This window comes from Streptomyces sp. NPDC058864, from assembly GCF_042742985.1.
GTDB lineage: Bacteria > Actinomycetota > Actinomycetes > Streptomycetales > Streptomycetaceae > Actinacidiphila.
In genome coordinates this window covers 102,054-123,526 of record NZ_JBHYMQ010000016.1, presented here as the reverse complement: position 1 = coordinate 123,526, position 21,473 = coordinate 102,054, and the positions used below count along the sequence as shown (strand labels likewise).

The window sequence follows — 21,473 nt, the reverse complement described above, 5'->3', positions numbered from 1 at the left end:
CGGTGTGCCGTACGCCACACTGGGGGCGGTGCAAGAGTCCTCGGAGCGCGGACTACCGAGCGGTGTCGATGGTGACGCCACCGGAGTACCGCTGACGGCGAACTCCCGGACGGGCCGCGGCGAGGGCGCCGCGACCGTTCCGCAGGTGCGTGTCTCCGAGTCCGTGGCTGCGCTCACCGTGGAGGTCGCTCCCGTGCACATCCGGACCCTGACGTCCCCGGCGGCCCCGGCCGACGACCTGCTGGAGCGCGTGCCGGTGCAGAACCATGCGGCCGTGCACCCCGAGGAACCGGCCGGCGAACCCGACGAGGCGGAGGCGCAGGCGCGGGCCGAGGCCGCGGCCGAGGCGGGCTCCGACCCGGACCCCGAGTCCGATCCCGACCCGGGGCCGGTACGGCGGCGGTCCGCCGAGGAGGTCTCCGGCCCGTCCGCCGACCTGTTCCGCCAGTACCTGCGCGAGATCGGCCGGATACCCCTGCTCACCGCCGAGGAGGAGGTCGAGCTCGCCCGCAGGGTCGAGGCCGGTCTCTTCGCCGAGGAGAAGCTGAACAGCGCCCCGGACCCCGACTCCCGGCTGGCGGTCGACCTCGACCGGCTGGTCGTGCTCGGACGGATGGCCAAGCGCCGCCTGATCGAGGCCAATCTGCGCCTGGTCGTCTCCGTCGCCAAGCGTTACGTGGGCCGCGGCCTGACCATGCTCGACCTGGTGCAGGAGGGCAACCTCGGGCTGATCCGCGCCGTGGAGAAGTTCGACTACGCCCGGGGCTACAAGTTCTCGACCTACGCGACCTGGTGGATCCGCCAGGCCATGAGCCGCGCCCTGGCCGACCAGGCCCGCACCATCCGGGTCCCGGTCCACGTCGTCGAGCTGATCAACCGCGTCGTCCGCGTCCAGCGCCGCCTGCTGCAGGAGCGCGGCTACGAGCCCACCACCGAAGAGGTCGGCGCCCACCTGGAGATCTCCCCGGAGCGGGTGAGCGAGGTGCTGCGCCTGGCGCAGGAACCGGTGAGCCTGCACGCACCGGTGGGCGAGGAGGAGGACGTCGCCCTCGGTGACCTCATCGAGGACGGGGACGCCGCCTCGCCCGTGGAGTCCGCCTCCTTCCTGCTGCTGCGCGAGCACCTGGAGGCGGTGCTGTCCACGCTGGGCGAGCGCGAGCGCAAGGTCGTCCAGCTGCGCTACGGCCTGGTCGACGGGCGCCCGCGCACCCTGGAGGAGATCGGCCGGATCTTCGGCGTCACCCGCGAGCGCATCCGGCAGATCGAGTCCAAGACCCTCAACAAGCTGCGCGACCACGCCTTCGCCGACCAGCTGCGCGGCTACCTGGACTGAGGACGCGTCAGCCCCCGCCGGCCGGGCCGGCGGGGGCTCACGTCAGGACGCGCGGGCGGTCAGTCGACCTCCGCCACCGCCTGCGCGAACTGCGCCGCGTACAGCCGGGCGTAGGCACCGTCCTTGGTCAGCAGCTCCTCGTGGGTGCCCTGTTCGACGATGTCGCCGTTCTCCATCACCAGGATGACGTCCGCGTCGCGGATCGTGGACAGCCGGTGCGCGATGACGAAGCTGGTCCGTCCGTGGCTGAGCTGCGCCATGGCCCGCTGGATCAGCACCTCGGTGCGGGTGTCGACGGAACTGGTGGCCTCGTCGAGGACCAGGATCACCGGGTCGGACAGGAACGCCCGCGCGATGGTGATCAGCTGCTTCTCGCCGGCGCTGACGCCCGTGCCCTCGTCGTCGATGACGGTGTCGTACCCGTCCGGGAGGGTGCGGATGAAGCGGTCCGCGTGCGCGGCGCGCGCGGCCTCCTCGATCTGCCCGCGGGTGGCTCCCTCGGTGCCGTACGCGATGTTCTCCGCGATGGTGCCGCCGAACAGCCAGGTGTCCTGCAGCACCATGCCGATGCCGGAGCGAAGTTCCTCCCGCGGCATGGACGCGATGTCGGTCCCGTCGAGGGTGATCCGGCCGCCGGTGACCTCGTAGAAGCGCATGAGCAGGTTGACCAGGGTGGTCTTGCCCGCGCCCGTGGGGCCGACGATGGCCACCGTGTGGCCCGGCTCGACGGTCAGCGACAGGTCCTCGATGAGCGGCTTCTCCGGCTCGTAGCGGAACGCCACGTCCTCGAAGCGCACCTCGCCGTGCTGCTGCTTGCGCAGCGAGAGCGTCTTGGGTTCCGGGCTCTGCTCCTGCGCGTCGAGCAGTTCGAAGACCCGCTCGGCGGAGGCGACCCCGGACTGCACCAGGTTGGACATGCTCGCCACCTGGGTCAGCGGCTGGCTGAACTGGCGGCTGTACTGGATGAAGGCCTGGACGTCGCCGATGGACAGCGCGCCGCTCGCCACCCGCAGGCCGCCCACGACGGCTACCAGGATGTAGTTGATGTTCCCGATGAACATCATCGCGGGCTGGATGACGCCCGAGATGAACTGCGCCCGGAAGCCCGACTGGTAGAGCGCCTCGTTCTGCTCGCGGAAGGCCTCGGCGGACTCCTCCTGGCGGCCGAAGACCTTCACCAGGGTGTGCCCGGTGTACATCTCCTCGATGTGGGCGTTGAGCTTGCCCGTGGTCCGCCACTGCTGGACGAACTGCGGCTGTGCCCGCTTGCCCACCGCCGTGGCGACGAACACCGACAGCGGCACGGTCACCAGCGCCACCAGCGCCAGCAGCCAGGAGATCGAGAACATCATCACCAGCACGCCCACGATCGACAGCAGGGCGAAGATGATCTGCCCCATCGTCTGCTGCAGCGTCTGGCCGATGTTGTCGATGTCGTTGGTGGCCCGGCTCAGCACCTCGCCGCGCGGCTGCCGGTCGAAGTACGACAGCGGCAGCCGGGCCAGCTTCGCCTCGACGTCCTGGCGCAGCCGGAACACGGTGCGCTGGATGACCGTGGTGGCGAGCCGGCCCTGGATGATCGCGAAGACCGCCGCGGCCGCGTAGATCGCGAGGGCGGTCAGCAGCACATGGCCCACGGCGTCGAAGTCGATGCCGGCACCCGGGGTGAAGTCGGCGGACTGCAGCAGGTCGGCGAGGGTGTCGCTGCCCTGCTGCCGCAGGTGCTCGATGGCCCCGGCCTTGTCGGTGCCGGCCGGCAGCGAACGGCCGAGCACCCCGGCGAAGATCAGGTCGGTGGCCTTGCCCAGGATCTTCGGGCCGATGACGTTGAGGGTGACGCCGAGCGTCGTGCAGGCCAGCATGGCGACGACCAGGGCGCGTTCGGGGCGCATCAGCCCCAGCAGCCGCTTGCCGGAGCCCTTGAAGTCCATGGACCGCTCGGTGGGCTGGCCGCCCATGAACCGCATCGGCCCGGCCGTGGGCGCGGGCCCCCTGCGGGGCGCGGGGACGCTCATGCCGCCTCCTGCTCGGTGAGCTGGGAGAGCACGATCTCCCGGTACGTGGGATTGCCGTCCATCAGTTCGTGGTGGGTGCCGGTGCCCACCACGCGGCCCTCGTCGAGGACCACGATCCGGTCGGCGTCGCGGATGGTGCTGACCCGCTGGGCGACGATCACGACCGTCGCGTCCGCCGTCTCCCGGGCCAGCGCCCGGCGCAGCGCGGCGTCGGTGGCGTAGTCCAGCGCGGAGAAGGAGTCGTCGAAGAGGTAGATGCCCGGCCTGCGCACCAGGGCCCGTGCGATGGCGAGGCGCTGGCGCTGGCCGCCGGAGACGTTGGTGCCGCCCTGTGCGATCGGGGCGTCGAGCCCGGAGCGGCCGTCCTCGTCCGCGAGCCGTTCCACGAAGTCCCGGGCCTGCGCGATCTCCAGGGCGTGCCAGAGGTCCTCGTCGGTCGCCTCGGGGTTGCCGTAGCGCAGGTTGGAGGCGACCGTCCCGGAGAACAGGTACGGCTTCTGCGGGACCAGGGCGACCGTCTCGGCGAGGTTCACCGGGTCCAGTTCACGGACGTCGGTGCCGTCGATCAGCACCCGGCCGCCGGTGGCGTCGAACAGCCGCGGCACCAGCCCCAGCAGGGTCGTCTTGCCGCTGCCGGTGGAGCCGATCACCGCCGTGGTCTCACCGGGCCGGGCGATCAGGTCGACGCCGCGCAGCACCTCGGCCTCGGCGCCCGGGTACGCGAAGTCCGCGGCCCGCAGTTCCAGCTCGCCGCGCCGCGCGGGCAGCCGCACCGGTTCGGCGGGCGGGGTGACGCTCGGGTCGGTGCCCAGCACCTCCTCGATGCGCTCGGCGCAGACCTCGGCGCGCGGCACCATCATCACCATGAAGGTGGCCATCATGATCGACATCAGGATCTGCATCAGGTAGCTGATGAAGGCGGTCAGCGCGCCGATCTGCATGCCGCCGCTGTCGATCCGGTGGGCGCCGAACCACAGCACGGCCACGCTCGTGATGTTCACGACGGCCATCGCGACCGGGAACATCAGCGTCATCGTCCGCCCGGCGCGCAGCGCGACGTCCGTCAGGTCGTCGTTGGCCTTGCGGAAGCGGTCCTGCTCGAAGTCGTCCTTGACGAAGGCGCGGATGACCCGGATGCCGGTGATCTGCTCGCGCAGCACCCGGTTCACCGTGTCGAGCCGTTCCTGCATGGAACGGAAGAGCGGACGCAGCGTGCGCACCAGCAGCAGCACCAGCACGCCCAGCACCGGCACCACCGCCAGCAGCAGCGAGGACAGTGGGACGTCCTGGCCGAGCGCCATGATGATGCCGCCGAAGCACATGATCGGAGCCGAGACCATCAGCGTGAAGGTCATCAGCACCAGCATCTGCACCTGCTGGACGTCGTTGGTCGTCCGGGTGATCAGCGAGGGGGCGCCGAACTGCCCGACCTCGCGCGAGGAGAAGCGCTGCACCCGGTCGAAGACCGAGGCGCGGATGTCCCGGCCGACGGCCATCGAGGTGCGGGCCCCGTGGTAGGTGGCGCCCACCGAGCAGGCGAGCTGGACCAGGGTCACGGCGAGCATGATGCCGCCGATGCGGAGGATGTAGCCGGTGTCCCCCTTCACGACGCCCTCGTCGATGATGTCGGCGTTCAGGGTGGGCAGGTAGAGCATGGCGAGGGTCGCCACGAGCTGCAGCACGACGAGCACGGAGACGGCGCGCCTGTAGGGCAGGAGATGGGACCGGAGGAGGCGGATCAGCACGACGGATGAGCCTATAGTCCGATGGTTGCCGCAGGCACACGATTTACCGGCTCATGGCCGACACCGGGATCAACCCGGGAACGCCCCCGGATGCGTCTGCTCACGCACCGCGATGTACTGCTGCCGCACCGAGTGCCCGATCGGCCCGTCGTCCGGTCCCGGTTCGACCACGGAGTAGTCCGCCGGGTGCCAGTACGGGGGCTGCTCCGGCGAGGCCGAGCCGTTCACCACGCCCAGCGACCACGCCGCCTGCCGGGCCGCGCCCAGCGCCGCGTACTCGCCCGGCGGCGGCACCACGATCTGCGCGCCCAGCAGCGCCGGGGCCATGGCCCGTACGGCGGGCAGGTCACCCGCCGGGCCCAGCAGGAAGATCCGGCGCACCTCCACCCCGCGCGCCCGCAGCACGTCCAGCGCGTCCGCCAGCCCGCACAGCATCCCCTCGAACGCCGCCCGCGCCAGGTGCTCCGGCTTCATGCTCTCGCGCCGCAGCCCGTGCAGCGTCCCCGCGGTGTGCGGCAGGTCCGGCGTGCGCTCGCCCTCCAGGTACGGCAGCAGCACCAGGCCGTACGAACCCGGGGTGGAGCGCATCGCCAGCTCCGACAGGCCGGCCAGGTCGGTGCCGAGCAACTCGGCGGTGCCGCGCAGCACCCGCACCGCGTTGCGGGTGTGCACGACCGGCAGGTGGCGGCCGGTCGCGTCGGCGAAGGAGGTGATCATGCCGGACGGGTCGCTCAGCGCGTGGTGGTGCACCGCGAAGACCGTCCCCGCCGCGCCCAGCGACACCACCGCGTCCCCGGGGCCGACGCCCAGGCCGAGCGCGGCCGCCATGTTGTCCCCGGTACCGGCCGAGATCAGCAGCCCTTCCGGGGTGCGGCCGGCCGGCTCGGCGGGGGCCAGCACCTCGGGCAGCTGTACCGGATGGCCGAGCGCCAGTTCCACGATGTCCATGCGCCACCGGCCGGTCGCCGCAGACCAGTAGCCCGTGCCCGAGGCGTCGCCCCGGTCCGTCGTGCGTCGCTGAGGGCGGCCCATGAGCTGCCACACCAGCCAGTCGTGCGGCAGCAGCACCTGGGCGGTGCGCTGCGCCGAGGCCGGTTCGTGCTTGGCCAGCCAGCGCAGCTTCGCCACCGGGTACGCGGCCTGCGGCACCGCCCCGACCGCCTCCGCCCAGGCGCCGGGACCGCCCAGCTCCTCGGTCAGGTCGGCGGCCTGGATCTGCGCCCGCTTGTCGTTCCACAGAAGTGCGGGCCGCACCAGTGCCCCGCCGGCGTCCAGCGCCAGCATCCCGTGCTGCTGCCCGGAGACCCCGATGGCCTCCACGCCTTCGAGCATCCCGCTCTTGGCCGCCTCGCCCAGCGACAGCAGCCACGCCTCGGGGTCGACCTCGGTCGGCATCGCGGCGCCCTCACCGCCCGGCAGGGGGTGCGGGGCGTGCGTCTGCCGGAGCACGGCTCCGCTGCCGGTGTCGCACACGACCACCGTCGTGCCGGTGCCCGAGCTGTCGATCCCCGCCACAATCCCCATGCGGGCATCATGCCGCACCCGGTGCGTACGGCGGAAAACCGGGCACCCGTACTCGTACCCTCACCCGTACCCGTGTTCGTCCGCGGCCGGACCGGCGTCGTCAGGTGTTGCTGGTGCCCCAGTCGTCCTCGACGGCCGAGCCGTTGCCGCGCACCCGGCGCAGCCGCTCCGCGACCGCCGGCGGCAGCCGGTCCCCGACCTTGGCGGTCACCGCGTCCACGGCCTTCACGGCCGCCCCGCGCCCCGCCTGCCCCGCGGACTCCACGGTGTTCCGCACCGCCGGGTTCTGCGCGATGCGCTGGGCGCCCTTGCGCAGCTGCTCGTACCGGTCGCGGCCGGCCCGCGCCCCGAGCACGTACCCGACGGCGACCCCGCTGATGAACGTCAGCCGGTAGCGCATGGCTCCACCCTCTCCTCGTCTCGGGGCTGTGCTTCGCGCCTACCCTTCGTGGCCTGCGGACAACCACGGAGATACCGGTTGGCGGAGCACCCCCCACCTTGCGCTAATGTATGTGTCGCAGCGAGCGCACGCCGTCCGGGATGCCGGAAACGGGTGCATTCGGTGCAAGCGGAGCGATCCCCTGTAGCTCAATTGGCAGAGCAGCCGGCTGTTAACCGGCAGGTTACTGGTTCGAGTCCAGTCGGGGGAGCTCGCGCTCCTCTATCCCCTGTAGCTCAATTGGCAGAGCAGCCGGCTGTTAACCGGCAGGTTACTGGTTCGAGTCCAGTCGGGGGAGCAGCGCTCAAGGACCCCCTCGGGGGTCCTTTTTCGTGACCCGGGGAACCGATCGCCGGGCGATCCCACTCCACCAGGTGGTGCGTCTGTGACCCGCGAGGGCGACAGATCGTATGAGCAGCTATGCTGCGGCAGACGGAGTGCACGGGATGGTGACGGCACGCCGTGCGGGGCGGTAGCTCAGCCGGTTAGAGCAGCGGACTCATAATCCGTCGGTCGTGGGTTCGAGTCCCACCCGCCCCACCAAGGGCCGTGCGCCCGCAGGTTCAGGGCCTGCAGCGAGATAACGAACGAAGCCCCTCCGGGTCACCGGAGGGGCTTCATTGATCGTCGGCCGGCCCGCCGCGGACCCGAGTTGCCTGCGATCACGCCTGGCGCGCGCATGGCGACAACCCCTATGTGAGCGCCAACCTTGTCGTGTCGGACGAAGCCTGACGTGCCCCGTATTGATCACGGACCTGTTACGTCGCGCGCCGGCAACTACGTGTTTGACGTGCTCTTCTGACACGGTGTCCCCTGCACGTGACAACCCAGGGGGGACGCTATGTCTACGCCTCAGTACCCGCCGCCGCCGGGACCGCCGCCGGGACCGCCGCCGGGACCGCCGCCGGGGCCGCCGTATCCGCCGCCCGGGTGGCAGCAGCCCGGGTGGGCGGGTCCGCCGCCGCAGCCGCGGAAGTCCAATGCCGGGAAGATCATCGGGTTCAGCTGTCTCGGCGTCGTCGCACTGGCCGTCCTCGTCGCCGTCAGCGGAGTCGTCGGGCTCCTGATGACCAAGGGCGACAGCGGCGACCCGAAGCCCGGGGCGTCGAAGGAGTCCAGGCGGGCCCCGGCCGCCCCGTCGGAGTCGAAGGACGCCGGCGGCGACGAAGCGGAGTCCGAGGCCACGGGTGAAGTGAAGATCGACGCGTGCACGATCGACGACCTCATCAAGTGGCCGTCGGCCGAGCTGACCATCACCAACCGCGGCTCGAAGACGTCGGACTACGTGGTGCAGGTCGAGTTCGTGGACTCCGGCGGCAAGCGCATCGGAGAGGGCCTCGCCGCTACGAAGAACCTCGGACCGGGGCAGCAGGCGAAGGAGACGGCGCAAGGCCTGGAGAAGGCCACGGGGAAGATCACGTGCCGGGTCACCGAGGTGACGCGCTACGTGTCCTGACCTTGCGTGGTCATCACGGGAGCGCCCCGCCGTCCCGGGGGACGGCGAGGGCAGGTGCCCGCGTTCGCGGGGGAGTCCGGCGCCGTAGGAGGGCGCGTCACACCGTGGAGAGGTCGATTGCCCGGTCGGCGTCGGCGGGGCGCAGGACGCGGAGGATGGCCTCGAGGAGGTAGTAGTCGGCGTAGGGGACGGAGACCTCCACGCCGTCCTCGGCGGGGCGGTTGCGGGTGCAGCGGGCGACGACGGCCTGGGCGCGGGTGGAACGGGTCGTCAGGCAGGTGCCGCAGAGGGCGAGGAGCAGGCGCAGGGCGCTGTCGCGGTAGCGGGCCGTGCCGGTGGCCGCGGCGAGGTCGAGCAGGCCGCAGGCCAGGACCGCGCCGGCCGAGGCGTCCTTGACGTCGTTCGGCTGCTGCGGGGCGAGGTAGTCCCAGACGGGTACGTGATCGGGCGTCAGCGCGCCCAGCGCGAAGTCGGCGAGCCTGCGGGCGGTGGCGAGGAACTGCGGATCGCCGGTGCGCCGGAACATCGTGGTGAAGCCGTAGACGCCCCAGGCCTGGCCGCGGGACCAGCAGGAGGCGGGGCTGTAGCCCTGCACGGTGTTCGGGCCCACGGGGGCGCCGGTGGCCGGGTCGAAGTCGAAGACGTGCGGGGTGGAGCCGTCGGGGCGCAGGAAGTGGCGCTGGGTGGTCCGCGCGTGCGCGACGGCGATGTCGAGGTAGGCCGGGTCCCCGGTCTGCCGGGTGGCGAAGGCCAGCAGGTCGAGGTTCATCATCGTGTCCATGATCGCCCGGCCCGCGTTGTCCGCGCTGCCGAGCGCGCCCCAGGCCCGGATGAAGCGGCCCGCCGTGTTGTACCGCTTGATCAGGCCGGCCGCCGCCTGCAGGGCGCCGTCGCGCCACTTGGGGTCGCCGGTGAGGCGCCACGCGGTCACCCAGGACGGGTAGAAGAGGAAGCCGAGGTCGTGCGTTCCGGTGTCGGTGCGCCGGGGCGCCAGGCGTTCCGCGGCGGCGAGGGCCAGGGAGCGGAACTGCGCGTCGCCGCTGTGCAGCCACGCCATCCACAGCGTGCCGGGCCAGAAGCCGCCGACCCAGTCGCCGCCCGCGGAGTAGGTCCACTTCTCGAACTTCGTGATGACGGGGAACGAGGTCACGCCGGGTGCGACCGCGCGCAGCTTGGCCACGGCGTAGTCCGCCGCCTCCCGCAGCGTGCGGGTGGTCGCGGCCGGGTCGTCGGCGTACGCGGTGAGGGCGTCGCGCGCGTCGGGCGCGGCCTGTGCCGGGGGTGCGAGCGCCGCGGTCGCCGCGGCGGCGCCGGCGGCGGTGGTCAGCAGGTGGCGCCGGGAGATGCCCATGGGTGCCTGCCCTTCGGAGTGGGGGGAGGTTCACGAGGAGGCCGGGCTCAGCGTGGCATGGCTATGACATCTCTGTACACCTACGTGGCGAAGGTTCCTGTATGTGAACGCCCGGGTGGAGGCCATGGCCGGAGGGGCGCTCTTGACGCTTCTCCGGCCCCGCTCTAGGTTCCGGTGGCGCGTTCATGGAGTTGAGCTCTGTTCACATAGGAAGACAGAGGGAGAAGAGACATGCGCACCCCCTGGGGTCACCCGCGGCGCCGCGCAGGCGTCGCGGCCGTCCTCGCCGCCGTCCTCGCGGCCCTCCTCGTCCCGCCGGCCTCCGCCGCTCCCGCCGCGGCGCGGCCGGACGGACACCACGGCACGGCCGGCGGGCCCGCCGCGGCACCGCGGACGGTCGTCCTCGACGGGAAGGACCTGGTACGGGCGAAGGCCCGGCTGCGCGCCGGCGATCCGCAGGCCCGCCGCGCCCTGCGGGACCTCGTCGTCCAGGCCGACGCCTGGCTGGGGCAGGGTCCGTGGACGGTCGTGGACAAGGACCGCGTCCCGCCCAGCGGCGACCCGCACGACTACTTCAGCCAGGCCCCCTACTGGTGGCCCGGTGCGCCCAGGACCCCCGACAACCCGCAGGGCTGCCCGTACGTGCAGCGCGACGGGGAGCGCAACCCCGAGGTCGACGGGCTCACCGACCACGACGAGCGGGGCAAGGTCTTCGAGTCGGCCTACGAGCTCTCCCTCGCCTGGTACTACACCGGCAGGCGCGCGTACGCCGAGCACGCCGCCCGCATCCTGCGCACCTGGTTCGTGGACCCGGAGACGCGGATGAACCCCAACCTGGGCAACGCGCAGGCCATCCCGTGCCGTTACGACGGACGGGCCATCGGCATCATCGACTTCTCCCAGGGCTTCACCAGCCTCCTCGACGCCACCGCCGTCCTGGACCTGGGCGCCCCCGGCTGGTCGGCGGGGGACCGTGACGGCATGCGGATCTGGGAGAACGGGTTCCTCGACTGGCTGGTGGACAGCGACTTCGGCAAGCAGGAGGGTGCCGCCGCCAACAACCACGGCACCTTCCACCACATGCAGGTCGCCGCGCTCGCCGCCGCCACCGGCCGCACCGCGCTCGCCCGGGAGACCGTCGCCGCCGCCCGGGCCGGGCTGATCGACCCTCAGATCGCCGCCGACGGCAGCCAGCCGCAGGAACTCGCGCGCACCCGCAGCTGGCACTACTCCACCTTCAACCTGGTGGCCTTCACCCGGCTCGCCGCCGTCGGGGACCACGTCGGCGTCGACCTGTGGCACCACACGGACACGGACGGCGCGTCACTGCGGCGGGCCGTCGACTTCCTGCTGCCGGCCGCCACCGGCGCCGGGCCGTGGCCCCACCCAGAGCTGGCCTTCCACGCCTACGCCGCCTCCGACGTGGTCCACGCGGCCGCCGACCACGGCGACCGGCGGGCGCGCGCCGCGCTCCCGGACCTGGAGGCGCCCCCGGGCGGCGACCTGTGGGCGCTGCGGCCCGCGCCGGAGCAACTGGACGGCATCACGGGCTGAACGGGGACGACCGGGGCCCCGGATCCTCCGGATGCGCCATCCGGGTGACTGTGATGTGCTGGGTCTTGTCGATGACGGCCCGGCACCGCGATCCGGGTGCCCCGGGCCCCGGCTATCCCGCCCCTCCCCAGGGGGCCGGTGATCCGCGCTCCCTCGCAGGCACCGTCGTGTGCCCGGTGCCTCGGGAGCGCCGGCACCGCCGATCCGACCACCCGACCCCGAGGTGGACCCCATGTCTCTCTCGAAGAAGCTCGCCGCAGGAACGATCGCCGCGCTGGCGGCGGGGGCCCTGGCCCTCGGCGGGACCGGTACGGCCCTCGCCGACGACGGCTGCCAGGGCGGGGACGGGCAGGGCGGTTCCCCGGCGCACTGCCTGCCGGGTGCCTCGGGATGGTCCACGGCGGACGTCCAGGAGGCGCTGCAGTCCTTCCTGCAGGCCCATCCGGACATCGCCGCCGATCCCCATGTGCAGGCCTTCACCGCCCTCGCCACGCAGTGGCTGCAGGCGCATCCCGGGATGACGGCCGACCAGTTGACGGCGGCGCTGGCACCGGTCGTCTCCTGCCTGGAGGCGGGCGGCGCACCACAGTCCTGCGTGACGTCGCCGTCCTGACGGAACCGGCGGAGCACCGCGATGACCTCCGACCGCCCGATGATCCTCGTGACCGGTGCCGCGGGCAGCGTGGGAGCGGTCGGGCACACCACCGTCGAGCTGCTGCGGGAACGCGGCTTCCCCGTCCGGGCCTTCGTCCACCGGGAGGACGAGCGGGCGGAGCAGTTGCGGGCCACCGGGGCGGAGGTGTTCGCCGGCGACCTGATCAGGACCGCGGACGTCGCGCGGGCGGCGGAGGGCTGCGGCCGGATGTACTTCGGGATGGGCGTGTCGGCGCAGTACCTGCAGGCCGCCGCGACGACGGCGGCCGTGGCCCGCGCCCACGGCGGACTCGACGTCCTGGTCAACATGTCGCAGATGACGGTCTCGCAGATGGAGCTCACCAGCACCACCGAGTCCAAGCAGCAGTGGCAGCAGTGGCTGGCGGAGCAGGTCATGGACTGGTCCGGGGTCCCGGTGTGCCACATCCGGCCGACGGTCTTCATGGAGAACCCGCTCTTCCTCGGGCTCGGGTTCCGCTCGATCGCCCGGGACGGCACGATCCGCCTGCCCTTCGGCGACGGGCGCACCTCGCCCGTCCTGGCCCGCGACGTGGCCGAGGTGGTCACGGCGGTACTGGCCGACCCGGCGTCGCACGTCGGCCGGGTCCACGAGCTGACCGGGGCGGAGTCCCGAGACATGACGGCGATCGCCGCCGAGTTCACCGAGGCGCTGGGGAGGAAGGTCCGCTACCTCGACGTGCCGTACGAGGAGTGGGCCCGGGACCTGGACGCGCTGGGGCTCCCGGACCACGTACGGCAGCACATCGCCACCATGGCCCGCCTCCACGCCGCGAACCGCTACGACCGCGCGACCGACGACATCAGGGAGATCCTGGGCAGACCGGCCTCCGGCATACCGGAGTTGGTCCGGGAGCACCCGGAGGTCTTCGGCTGATGCCGCCCGAGGGCTTACCGCTCTCGGACGCACCGCGGCTCCAAGCTCTCCGGCGGGCAGAGCCTCGGCAACACGGTCGCCGCCGGGCCCGTCTCACCGCGGGAGAGACCTACTGTCGCCCGGTCGTTCACCGGGAGTTTCCTCGCCCGTCCGGGACATGCGTCATCCTTGCGCTCCTCATTCCGATGTGATCAAGGAAGCCCGCATGGCCCAGCTGCCCGACCTCCTGCCCGATTCCGCCGTGAAGCCCGACAGATGGGCCCAGTTCCGGGGACTTTCCCCGTGGCAGGCCGGGGGCACGTTCCTTCCGCTGGTGCTGATCGTCTTCGGCGGGCTCCTCGGCGGAATCGCCGGCGGAGCGGCCACCATGATCAACCTGAAGATCGCCCGTTCCGGGTTGCCCTCCGCGGTGAAGGCGCTCGCCATGGTGGGCGTCATCGTCGCCGCCGTGATCGCCTACCTCGTGGCCGCCGCTCTCCTGTCGGCGGCGCTCGGTTAGGGCCCGTCGAGGCGGCCGCAGGGGCGAAGGGACGAAGCGCCACGAGCCGGCTCTTAGGGTGGGGTCATGGCCACCTCGACCCCACCGAACGCCGAGCCGGACGCCGTGCCGGACGCAACGCCGCCCGGGCAGGCACCCGTTGGCCCCGCCGAGCTGATCGCCGATCCCTACGGGGCGTACGGCAGGCTCCGCGAGGCCGGTCCCGTCCACCGTGTGACCGGCACCGACGGGCATCCCGCCTGGGTGGTCACCCGGTACGAGGACGTGCGCCAGGCGCTCGGCGACCCGCTGCTGTCCCTGGACAAGCGCAACGCCCTGCCCGGCAACTACTCCGGGTTCGCGCTGCCGCCCGCTCTCGACGCCAACCTGCTGAACATGGACCCGCCGGACCACACCCGCATCCGGCGCCTGGTGTCGCAGGCCTTCACCCCGCGCCGCGTCGCGGACCTGCGCGAGCCGGTCCGCCGTACCGCCGCCGGACTCCTGGACGCCGTCGCCCCCGACGGCCGCGCCGACCTGATCGCCGCCTACGCCGCGCCGCTGCCGATCAGCGTGATCTGCGACCTGCTGGGCGTGGCCCCCGGCGACCGCCGCGACTTCCGGGGCTGGACGGACGCGCTGGTCGCACCGGACCCGGCGCGTCCCTCCGCGGCGAAGGAGGCGGTCGGCGCCATGCTCGCGTACTTCGGGCAGCTCATCGCCCGCAAGCGCGCCCACCCCGAGGACGACCTGCTCTCCGCGATGATCGCCGCCCGCGACGACGGCGACCGGCTCAGCGAGGACGAGTTGATGTCGCTGACCTTCCTCGTCCTGTTCGCGGGGTACGAGAACACCGTGCAGCTCATCGGCAACGCCGTCCTGGCGCTGCTGACGCACCCCGGGCAACTGGCCGCCCTGCGGGCCGAGCCGGGCTCGACCGCGGCGGCGGTCGAGGAGCTGACCCGCTGGGACGGACCGGCCCCGCTGGCCATCCGGCGCTTCCCGCTGGAGGACGTCACCATCGGCGGCGTCACCGTCCCCGCCGGCGAGACGGTGCTGCTGTCGCTGGCCGCGGCCAACCGCGACCCCGCCCGTTTCCCGGAGCCCGACCGGCTCGAACTCGGCCGCGCCGACACCGCGCACCTCGGCCTCGGGCACGGCATCCACTACTGCCTCGGCGCACCCCTGGCCCGGCTGGAGACCGAGATCGCGCTCACCGAACTGCTGGCCCGCTTCCCCGGGCTCGCCCTGGACGCGGACCCCGCGGAGCTCCGGTGGCGCCCCTCGATGCGCACCCGCGGCCTGGTCGCCCTCCCGGTCCGCTTCTGAGCGGCCGTACGGGAGGACGGGTTACCGGCGGGCGGCGACGGTCGCCGCCCCGGCCACCGCCAGCGCGCACCCCGTGGCCGCGCCGAGCGCCGCGGGCGGTGTCACCAGGAGCACCAGCAGGCCCCCGGCGAGGGCGCCGGCCACCAGGGCGGCGACGCTCAGCGCCTGGCGCACGGCCACCCTCCGGTCGTGCGCCGCGGCGCCGGTGTCACCGAGCAGCCCGACGAGGGTGCGGGTCATCACGGTTGTGGTCAGCCCGGCGATGCCGACGCGCCCGGCCATCGCGTTCTGGATGCCCATCGCCACCGCGCAGACCGCCACCAGCACGCGCCGCGGCCCGTCCAGCGCGTGCAGTGCCGTGGCCGAGGCGAACAGCGCGGTCTCGCACAGAGCGGCCGCGCTCACCAGCGCGACCGGGGGACCCAGCCGGGACAGCGCCGCCCGGCAGAAGAGGATGCCCACGGCGAAGCCGCCGAGGGCCACCAGCGAGGTGACGACGGAGAACTCGGCCGCCCCGGCGAGGCCCAGGCTGACGAAGACCAGGTTGCCGGTCATGTTCGCCACGAAGACATGGCCCAGGCTGAGGATGCTCACGGCGTCGACCAGCCCGCTGAGCACGGTGAGGACCAGCAGCAGCACGGTCAGCAGGCGCCGCCGTTCCCCTTCCGGGCCACCGCTCATGTCCAGCCGCCTTCCGCAGGGGTTCGGTGCCGCTCCTGGTCAGGATGCACCGGGCCGGGGCCCGGAGCAGACTTGAGCGTGTCCGCCCGGCCCCGGGCGCCGCCCCGACACGAAGGAGCGTGGTGATGGCGGAACCGCTGCCGCAGCCGGTGCTCAGCCCTCTCACCACGTCCGCGATCTTCCTGGTCGTGACGGTCGACCCCGGCGGGGAGAGTGCCGTCCGCGATCTGCTGGAGGACCTGTCCGGTCTGCAGCGCTCGGTCGGCTTCGGCACCCCGGACGGGCGGCTCAGCTGCGTCGCCGGCGTGGGGTCGAACGTGTGGGGCCGCCTCTTCGCGGGACCGCGCCCGGCCGGGCTGCACCCCTTCGCCGAGCTGACCGGGGCCCGCCACCAGGCGCCCGCCACCCCGGGCGACCTGCTCTTCCACATCCGGGCCACCCGGCTGGACCTGTGCTTCGCGCTGGCCTCGCTGGTGATGGACCGGCTGCGCGGCCACGTCACGGTCCGTGACGAGGTGCACGGTTTCAAGTACCTCGACGTCCGCGACCTGCTGGGGTTCGTCGACGGCACCGAGAACCCGGTGGGCCCCGAGGCCATCGAGGCGGTCCTGACCGGCGACGAGGACCCGGACTTCGCGGGCGGCAGCTATGTGATCGTGCAGAAGTACGTGCACGACCTCGACGCCTGGAACGCCCTGCCCGTGGAGGCGCAGGAGCGGGTGATCGGCCGCAGCAAGCTGGGCAACGTCGAGATGGCGGACGACGTCAAGCCGGCCGACTCCCACGTCGCCCTGACCACGATCGTCGAAGCGGACGGCACCGAACGGCAGATCCTCCGCGACAACATGCCGTTCGGCCGGGTGGGCACCGCCGAGTTCGGGACGTACTTCATCGGCTACGCGCGGACCCCCGAGGTCACCGAGCGGATGCTGCGCAACATGTTCCTCGGCGACGGGCAGGCGAGCCACGACCGGATCCTGGACTTCTCCCGGGCCGTGACCGGCACGCTGTTCTTCGTGCCCTCCGCCGACTTCCTGGACGACCTTCCCGATCCCCCCGCCGTCGCGGCCGTCCCGGCCGCGAAGTCGCTGGGGATCGGCGACCTGAGGAAGACCGTCACGTCATGAACAACCTGCACCGGGAACTCGCCCCCATCTCCGAAGCCGCCTGGGACGACCTGGAGGAGGAGGCGCGGCGCACCTTCAAGCGCCACGTCGCCGCCCGCCGGATCGTGGACGTGCCCGAGGCGGCCGGCCCCGCGTTCGCCGGGGTGAACACCGGCCACCTCGACCCGGTCGAGGCGCCCCACGAGGGCGTCGTCGCCCGCGTGCGCCGCGCGCAGCCGGTCGTGGAGCTGCGCGTGCCCTTCACGGTCGACCGCAGCGAGGTCGACATCGTGGAGCGCGGCGCCCAGGACGCGGACTGGCAGCCCGTGAAGGACGCCGCCCGGCGCATCGCCTTCACCGAGGACCGCGCGGTCTTCGAGGGGTACGCGGCGGCCGGCATCACCGGCATCCGCGCGAGCGCCTCGAATCCACCGCTGAGCCTCCCCGCCGACGTGCGCGACTACCCCAACGCCGTCAGCCAGGCCATCTCGGCGCTCCGCCTCGCGGGCGTCGGCGGCCCGTACACGCTCGCGCTGAGCGCCGACGCGTACACCGCCGTCAACGAGACCTCGCACTACGGCTACCCGATCCACGCCCACCTGGCCCGGCTCCTCGACGGGGAGATCGTGTGGGCACCCGCCATCGACGGGGCGTTCCTGCTCTCCACCCGCGGCGGCGACTTCGAGCTGCGCATCGGCGAGGACGTCTCCATCGGCTACCTGTCGCACGACGACACCAGCGTGCGGCTGTACTTCCAGGAGACCCTCACCTTCCTGGTGCACACGGCGGAGGCGGCGGTCGCGCTCACGGCGGCGTGACGCCGACCGACGACGGGTGACGGACGACCGGTGACGGACGACGGGTGACGGGGGTCCGGTACGGGTATTCGCCCGTTATGACCGGAAAGCACAGGAAGTCATCGCTCTGGCCGCACCGCTCCCAGGTCAGGACGGGTGGGCCCGCCCGCCACGCCGCCCCGCAGCGCGAGGACGGCCGCGACCGCGAGCGCGTCCCCGAGGACCTGCCGCCCGCCCACGCCCCGGTGGTGCCCGGCACCCACGTGGACGGCACGGAGGCGCCCCACCATCGCGCGTGAGAGCGGGCCGCGCACCGCTTCCGGACCGGACGCTCCGAGTCCGCGACCACCGGCGCGGGAAGGCCCGCTGACGGACCCTCACGAAGTGTGCCCCCGTCCGGGTGGAGCGGGCCGGGAGGGTGTGTCACGTTCCGTCACCGCGGGGACCGATTGTGTGATTATTCGGCCCGCTCGGTTGGAGGTAGTCCCCCCATGAATCCAGTGACGGAACGTCTGTCCGGCCACCGCGCCGCGGAGGTGCGGAACCGATGACGATGCACACCGAGAACGAGATCGTCATCGACGCACCCCTGCGGTACGTGTGGCTGCGGACCAACGACGTCGCCGGCTGGCCCACCCTCTTCAGCGAGTACGCCGAGGCCGAGATCATCTCCCAGGAGGGCGACACCACCCGCTTCCGGCTCACCATGCACCCCGACGAGAAGGGCCGCATCTGGTCCTGGGTGTCCGAGCGCACCGCCGACCCCGCCACCCGCACCGTGCGGGCCCGGCGGCTGGAGACCGGCCCGTTCGAGTTCATGAACATCTACTGGCAGTACGAGGAGCTCGGCCCGGAGAGCACCCGCATGCGCTGGCTGCAGGACTTCCGGATGAAGGTGGACGCACCCGTCGACGACGAGGGCATGCGGCAACGGATCAACAGCAACTCCCGTGTCCAGATGCAGCTGATCAAGGACCGGCTGGAGTCCCGCCGGATCCGTCCCGTCGGCACCCTGGACACCCATGCCGACACCCGCCGCGGCGGCGACATCCGCACCCTGCTGACGACCACCTCGGTCGGTACGACCGACGGGTTCTGCGGCATGGTCACCGTCGGCCCCGGCGAGGCCGTCGCCGAGCACCACCACCCGTACTCGCAGGAACAACTGGTCGTCGTGGAGGGCGAGGTGCGGGTCGACCTTGACGGCTCGCCGCGCAGCGTCGCCGCCAACGAGGCCCTGCTGATCCCGCGCGGGGTCCGCCACCGGCTGGTGAACACCTCCGGCTCCGTGGCCCGCGCCGTGTTCTTCCTGGCACCGCTCGCGCCGCGCCCCGAACTGGGGCACGTCGACACCGAGACCCGCGAGCAGGCCGCCGCCATCGCCCGTGCCGCGACCGCGGCGGGACCCGCGACGGAGGGCCCGGCACCGGGCCGCGAACTGGTCGACCGGTGACCGCGGGCCGTACCGCGCGCAGGGTGGTGGTGACCGGCGTCGGGGCCGTCGCCGCCGGCGGCGTCGGGCGGGAGGCGTTCTGGGAGCGGATCGTCGGGGGCAGGCCGGCGATCCGCCGGATCACCCGCTTCGACCCCGCGCGGTACCGCTCGCGGATCGCCGCCGAGGCCGACTTCGACCCACTCGCGGCCGGCCTCACCCCCCGGGAGACGCGCCGCAACGGCCGGTTCGCCCAGTTCGCGCTCGCCGCCGCCGCCGAGGCGCTCGCCGACAGCGCACTGCGCACGGAGGCCGAGGACACCGACCGCATCGGGGTCTGCCTCGGCACCGCCGTGGGCGCCACCGTCACCCTGGAGGACGAGTACGTCGTCGCCAGCGACGGCGGCCGGCACTGGGAGGTCAGCCCCGACCACGGCATGCCCTTCCTCCACCGGGCGATGCACCCCTCCTCGGCCGCCGCCGAACTCTCGCTCCGGCACGGCCTGCACGGTCCGTCCTCGGTCGTCTCCACCGGCTGCACCTCCGGCGTCGACGCGATCGGCTGCGCCTTCCGGACGCTGAGCGACGGCGAGGCCGACGTCATGCTGGCGGGCGCGGGCGAGGCGCCCATCTCCCCGGTCACGGTGGCGTGTTTCGACGCGATCGGCGCCACCACCGCCTTCGCCGGCGACCCCGAACTCGCCCCGGCACCCTTCGACGCCCGGCGCGACGGCTTCGTCCTCGGCGAGGGCGGCGCCGTGCTCGTGCTGGAGGAACTGGAGCACGCCCGTGCCCGGGGCGCGTCCGTCTACTGCGAGGTGGGCGGCTGGGACAACCGGACCGGCGCCTACCACATGACCGGTCTGCGCCCCGACGGCTACGAGCTGAGCGAGGCGATCATCTCCGCCATGTCGGAGGCCGGCATCGCCCCCGAGCAGCTCGACTGGATCAGCGCCCACGGCTCCGGCACGGTGCAGAGCGACCGCTACGAGACCGCCGCGTACAAGCGCGCCCTCGGCGAGTACGCGCGCAAGGTCCCGGTGAGCTCCGTCAAGTCCGTCATCGGCCACTGCCTCGGCGCGGCGGGCGCCCTGGAGATGGCCGCCTGCGCCCTCGCCGTGCGGCGCGGGGTGATCCCGCCGACCGCCAACCTGCTGCGGCCCGACCCGCAGTGCGACCTCGACTACACGCCGGTCCTCGCCCGCGAACGGCGGGTACGGCACGCGCTGTCGGTGGCCTGCGGCCTCGGCGGTTTCCAGTCGGCGATGGTCTTCTCGGCCCTGGAGCCGGACCCCGAACGGGAGGCGGAGGCATGACCACACGCGCGGTCCTCAGCGGGCTCGGGGTCGTCGCCCCCACCGGCGTCGGCGCCCGCCGCTACTGGCGGGCCACCGTCGCGGGGCGCAACGGCATCCGGCCGATCGGCAGGCCCGACGCGAGTCGCTCCCCGGTCGTACTGGCCGGGGAGGTCACCGGGTTCGACGCGGCGCGCTGGATCGACGACACGCTCCGCGCCGAGACCGACCGCTGGACCTGGTTCGCCCTGGCCGCGGCCGAGATGGCGCTGGCCGACGCGGCGCTGCGGCCCGCCGGCCACCCCCCGTTCCACCTGTCGGTGGTCACCTCCAGCGGCTCCGGCGGCAACGAGTCCGGCCAGCGGGAGACGCACGCCCTGTGGGCGCGGCAGCCCGGTGAGGCCGGCGCCCACCAGTCGATCGCCTGGTTCCACGCGGCCGGCGCCGCCCAGATCTCCATCCGGCACGGGCTGACCGGCGGCTGCGGCGTCGTCGCCGCGGACGGCGCGGGCGGTCTCGACGCGCTCAAGCACGCCTGGCGGCTGCTGCGGCGCGGTGGCAAGGCCGTGATCGTCGGCGGCACCGAGGCGCCGCTGTCGCCCTACGCGCTCGCCTGCCAGTCCACCCTGCCCACGGTGCACCGCGGCACCGACCCCGAACGGGCCTACCTGCCCTTCAGCCCGCACGCCTCGGGGTTCGTCCCCGGGGAGGGCGGCGCCCTGATGGTCCTGGAGGAGAAGGCGCACGCCGCGGAGCGCGGGGTGCGCGGCTACGCCGAACTGCTCGGCCACGCCGCCACGCACGACGCCCACCACCACACGGCGCCCGCGGCCGACGGCGTCCAGCTGGCCCGGGCCGTCACCACGGCGCTGGAACAGGCCGGCCGTGCCCCCGGGGACGTGGACGTGGTCTTCGCCGACGGCGCCGGCGACCCGGCCGGGGACGCGGCGGAGGCGGCGGCGCTCCACCGGGTCTTCGGCGACCGGCTGGCGGAGGTCCCGGTGACGGTGCCCAAGGCGGGCGTCGGACGCCTCACCTCCGGCGCGGGCGCCCTGGACGCGGTGGCCGCCGCCCTCGCCCTGCGCACCGGGGTGGTCCCGCCCACCCGCGGCGGCGACGCGCGGGCCGCCCGCGATCGGTACGGCATCCGACTCGTCACGCGCTGGACGCGGCCGGAACGGCTGACGACGGCCGTGGTGCTCGCCCGCGGGACCGGCGGTTTCAACAGCGCCGTGGTCCTCGGGTCGTTGGACGCGGACTCCTCGTATTAGCGGCGTGCCCTACGGCCTGGGAGTGAATGAGGGAGAACCTGGAGCAATGCCCGTCACGTCCGCCCGGCGGGGGGCGTTGCTCCTGGTGTCGGCGTCCGGAGGACGTCGTTGAACTCCC

The 21,473-nt window shown here is 73.1% G+C and carries 19 protein-coding genes and 3 tRNA genes; 16 read left to right on the top strand and 6 right to left on the bottom strand.

What is annotated here, in order from left to right; translation table 11 throughout:
* Positions 1 to 28: 28 nt before the first annotated feature.
* A complete protein-coding gene (locus tag ACFW3D_RS15510; RefSeq protein WP_500504647.1) occupies positions 29 to 1,333 on the top strand; it encodes an RNA polymerase sigma factor in 1,305 nt (434 codons plus the stop codon).
* Between the two features lie 59 nt (positions 1,334 to 1,392).
* Here the strand turns inward: ACFW3D_RS15510 and ACFW3D_RS15505 are convergent, their stop codons facing one another.
* The 4 genes from ACFW3D_RS15505 to ACFW3D_RS15490 all read right to left on the bottom strand — a co-directional run bounded on the left by ACFW3D_RS15505 (position 1,393) and on the right by ACFW3D_RS15490 (position 7,017).
* Complete coding sequence (locus ACFW3D_RS15505) at positions 1,393 to 3,348, bottom strand: ABC transporter ATP-binding protein (protein WP_500504646.1); 1,956 nt, start codon at positions 3,346 to 3,348, stop codon at positions 1,393 to 1,395.
* Entirely contained in the window at positions 3,345 to 5,093 is a 1,749-nt protein-coding gene (locus ACFW3D_RS15500) for an ABC transporter ATP-binding protein (RefSeq protein ID WP_500504645.1), read from the bottom strand. Before ACFW3D_RS15500 ends, ACFW3D_RS15505 begins: the two co-directional genes overlap by 4 nt.
* 69 nt (positions 5,094 to 5,162) lie before the next feature.
* The gene (locus ACFW3D_RS15495) at positions 5,163 to 6,617 is read right to left on the bottom strand and encodes an FGGY family carbohydrate kinase (RefSeq protein WP_500504644.1); all 1,455 of its coding nucleotides are present in this window, start codon (positions 6,615 to 6,617) and stop codon (positions 5,163 to 5,165) included.
* 100 nt (positions 6,618 to 6,717) lie between these two features.
* Positions 6,718 to 7,017, bottom strand: coding sequence for a YtxH domain-containing protein (locus ACFW3D_RS15490; protein WP_500504643.1), 300 nt, complete (start codon positions 7,015 to 7,017; stop codon positions 6,718 to 6,720).
* Positions 7,018 to 7,194: 177 nt separating this feature from the next.
* Here ACFW3D_RS15490 and ACFW3D_RS15485 point away from each other — a divergent pair.
* The 4 genes from ACFW3D_RS15485 to ACFW3D_RS15470 all read left to right on the top strand — a co-directional run bounded on the left by ACFW3D_RS15485 (position 7,195) and on the right by ACFW3D_RS15470 (position 8,512).
* A tRNA-Asn gene (locus ACFW3D_RS15485) sits at positions 7,195 to 7,267 on the top strand.
* A 14-nt stretch (positions 7,268 to 7,281) separates the two neighbouring features.
* Positions 7,282 to 7,354: transfer RNA gene (locus tag ACFW3D_RS15480), tRNA-Asn, on the top strand.
* A gap of 168 nt (positions 7,355 to 7,522) precedes the next feature.
* Positions 7,523 to 7,599 (top strand) — tRNA-Ile (locus ACFW3D_RS15475).
* A 298-nt stretch (positions 7,600 to 7,897) separates the two neighbouring features.
* Positions 7,898 to 8,512: an FxLYD domain-containing protein gene (locus ACFW3D_RS15470; RefSeq protein ID WP_500504642.1), complete on the top strand. Its 615-nt coding sequence runs from the start codon at positions 7,898 to 7,900 to the stop codon at positions 8,510 to 8,512.
* Positions 8,513 to 8,609: 97 nt separating this feature from the next.
* Here ACFW3D_RS15470 and ACFW3D_RS15465 read toward each other — a convergent pair whose 3' ends face one another.
* Positions 8,610 to 9,863 carry a glycoside hydrolase family 88 protein gene (locus ACFW3D_RS15465; RefSeq protein WP_500504641.1) on the bottom strand — a complete coding sequence of 418 codons (1,254 nt, stop codon included), beginning with the start codon at positions 9,861 to 9,863 and terminating at the stop codon, positions 8,610 to 8,612.
* 231 nt (positions 9,864 to 10,094) lie between these two features.
* On the opposite strand from ACFW3D_RS15465, the gene ACFW3D_RS15460 reads away from it, so the two are divergent.
* From ACFW3D_RS15460 to ACFW3D_RS15440, 5 genes are all read left to right on the top strand, one after another.
* Positions 10,095 to 11,417, top strand: coding sequence for an alginate lyase family protein (locus tag ACFW3D_RS15460; RefSeq protein WP_500504640.1), 1,323 nt, complete (start codon positions 10,095 to 10,097; stop codon positions 11,415 to 11,417).
* Positions 11,418 to 11,649: 232 nt separating this feature from the next.
* The gene (locus ACFW3D_RS15455) at positions 11,650 to 12,030 is read left to right on the top strand and encodes a hypothetical protein (protein WP_500504639.1); all 381 of its coding nucleotides are present in this window, start codon (positions 11,650 to 11,652) and stop codon (positions 12,028 to 12,030) included.
* A 21-nt stretch (positions 12,031 to 12,051) separates the two neighbouring features.
* On the top strand, positions 12,052 to 12,966 hold the full coding sequence (locus tag ACFW3D_RS15450) for an NmrA family NAD(P)-binding protein (RefSeq protein WP_500504638.1): 915 nt from the start codon (positions 12,052 to 12,054) through the stop codon (positions 12,964 to 12,966).
* Positions 12,967 to 13,171: 205 nt separating this feature from the next.
* Positions 13,172 to 13,465 (top strand): hypothetical protein, encoded by a 294-nt coding sequence (locus ACFW3D_RS15445; RefSeq protein ID WP_500504637.1) that lies wholly within the window; start codon positions 13,172 to 13,174, stop codon positions 13,463 to 13,465.
* 66 nt (positions 13,466 to 13,531) lie between these two features.
* Positions 13,532 to 14,773 carry a cytochrome P450 family protein gene (locus tag ACFW3D_RS15440; protein WP_500504636.1) on the top strand — a complete coding sequence of 414 codons (1,242 nt, stop codon included), beginning with the start codon at positions 13,532 to 13,534 and terminating at the stop codon, positions 14,771 to 14,773.
* Between the two features lie 21 nt (positions 14,774 to 14,794).
* Here the strand turns inward: ACFW3D_RS15440 and ACFW3D_RS15435 are convergent, their stop codons facing one another.
* Positions 14,795 to 15,454: a YoaK family protein gene (locus ACFW3D_RS15435; protein ID WP_500504635.1), complete on the bottom strand. Its 660-nt coding sequence runs from the start codon at positions 15,452 to 15,454 to the stop codon at positions 14,795 to 14,797.
* Positions 15,455 to 15,579: 125 nt separating this feature from the next.
* Here ACFW3D_RS15435 and ACFW3D_RS15430 point away from each other — a divergent pair, with 125 nt between their 5' ends.
* The 6 genes from ACFW3D_RS15430 to ACFW3D_RS15405 all read left to right on the top strand — a co-directional run bounded on the left by ACFW3D_RS15430 (position 15,580) and on the right by ACFW3D_RS15405 (position 21,355).
* A complete protein-coding gene (locus ACFW3D_RS15430; protein WP_500504634.1) occupies positions 15,580 to 16,581 on the top strand; it encodes a Dyp-type peroxidase in 1,002 nt (333 codons plus the stop codon).
* Positions 16,578 to 17,378, top strand: a complete 801-nt coding sequence (locus tag ACFW3D_RS15425) for a family 1 encapsulin nanocompartment shell protein (RefSeq protein WP_500504633.1) — start codon at positions 16,578 to 16,580, stop codon at positions 17,376 to 17,378. Before ACFW3D_RS15430 ends, ACFW3D_RS15425 begins: the two co-directional genes overlap by 4 nt.
* A gap of 77 nt (positions 17,379 to 17,455) precedes the next feature.
* Positions 17,456 to 17,656: a hypothetical protein gene (locus ACFW3D_RS15420; protein WP_500504632.1), complete on the top strand. Its 201-nt coding sequence runs from the start codon at positions 17,456 to 17,458 to the stop codon at positions 17,654 to 17,656.
* Between the two features lie 248 nt (positions 17,657 to 17,904).
* Positions 17,905 to 18,810: a cupin domain-containing protein gene (locus tag ACFW3D_RS15415; protein WP_500504631.1), complete on the top strand. Its 906-nt coding sequence runs from the start codon at positions 17,905 to 17,907 to the stop codon at positions 18,808 to 18,810.
* Entirely contained in the window at positions 18,807 to 20,105 is a 1,299-nt protein-coding gene (locus tag ACFW3D_RS15410) for a beta-ketoacyl-[acyl-carrier-protein] synthase family protein (RefSeq protein WP_500504630.1), read from the top strand. The genes ACFW3D_RS15415 and ACFW3D_RS15410 overlap by 4 nt, the downstream gene beginning before the upstream one ends.
* Positions 20,102 to 21,355, top strand: a complete 1,254-nt coding sequence (locus ACFW3D_RS15405) for a beta-ketoacyl synthase N-terminal-like domain-containing protein (protein ID WP_500504629.1) — start codon at positions 20,102 to 20,104, stop codon at positions 21,353 to 21,355. Before ACFW3D_RS15410 ends, ACFW3D_RS15405 begins: the two co-directional genes overlap by 4 nt.
* Positions 21,356 to 21,473 lie beyond the last annotated feature (118 nt).

What these genes read in the sequence shown, in the direction of transcription:
- ACFW3D_RS15505 (WP_500504646.1), bottom strand. Translation starts at nt 3,348, where the DNA reads ATGAGCGTCCCCGCGCCCCGCAGGGGGCCCGCGCCCACGGCCGGGCCG.
- ACFW3D_RS15495 (WP_500504644.1), bottom strand. Translation starts at nt 6,617, where the DNA reads ATGGGGATTGTGGCGGGGATCGACAGCTCGGGCACCGGCACGACGGTG.
- ACFW3D_RS15490 (WP_500504643.1), bottom strand. Translation starts at nt 7,017, where the DNA reads ATGCGCTACCGGCTGACGTTCATCAGCGGGGTCGCCGTCGGGTACGTG.
- ACFW3D_RS15470 (WP_500504642.1), top strand. Translation starts at nt 7,898, where the DNA reads ATGTCTACGCCTCAGTACCCGCCGCCGCCGGGACCGCCGCCGGGACCG.
- ACFW3D_RS15465 (WP_500504641.1), bottom strand. Translation starts at nt 9,863, where the DNA reads ATGGGCATCTCCCGGCGCCACCTGCTGACCACCGCCGCCGGCGCCGCC.
- ACFW3D_RS15460 (WP_500504640.1), top strand. Translation starts at nt 10,095, where the DNA reads ATGCGCACCCCCTGGGGTCACCCGCGGCGCCGCGCAGGCGTCGCGGCC.
- ACFW3D_RS15455 (WP_500504639.1), top strand. Translation starts at nt 11,650, where the DNA reads ATGTCTCTCTCGAAGAAGCTCGCCGCAGGAACGATCGCCGCGCTGGCG.
- ACFW3D_RS15450 (WP_500504638.1), top strand. Translation starts at nt 12,052, where the DNA reads ATGACCTCCGACCGCCCGATGATCCTCGTGACCGGTGCCGCGGGCAGC.
- ACFW3D_RS15445 (WP_500504637.1), top strand. Translation starts at nt 13,172, where the DNA reads ATGGCCCAGCTGCCCGACCTCCTGCCCGATTCCGCCGTGAAGCCCGAC.
- ACFW3D_RS15440 (WP_500504636.1), top strand. Translation starts at nt 13,532, where the DNA reads ATGGCCACCTCGACCCCACCGAACGCCGAGCCGGACGCCGTGCCGGAC.
- ACFW3D_RS15435 (WP_500504635.1), bottom strand. Translation starts at nt 15,454, where the DNA reads ATGAGCGGTGGCCCGGAAGGGGAACGGCGGCGCCTGCTGACCGTGCTG.
- ACFW3D_RS15430 (WP_500504634.1), top strand. Translation starts at nt 15,580, where the DNA reads ATGGCGGAACCGCTGCCGCAGCCGGTGCTCAGCCCTCTCACCACGTCC.
- ACFW3D_RS15425 (WP_500504633.1), top strand. Translation starts at nt 16,578, where the DNA reads ATGAACAACCTGCACCGGGAACTCGCCCCCATCTCCGAAGCCGCCTGG.
- ACFW3D_RS15420 (WP_500504632.1), top strand. Translation starts at nt 17,456, where the DNA reads ATGACCGGAAAGCACAGGAAGTCATCGCTCTGGCCGCACCGCTCCCAG.
- ACFW3D_RS15415 (WP_500504631.1), top strand. Translation starts at nt 17,905, where the DNA reads ATGACGATGCACACCGAGAACGAGATCGTCATCGACGCACCCCTGCGG.
- ACFW3D_RS15405 (WP_500504629.1), top strand. Translation starts at nt 20,102, where the DNA reads ATGACCACACGCGCGGTCCTCAGCGGGCTCGGGGTCGTCGCCCCCACC.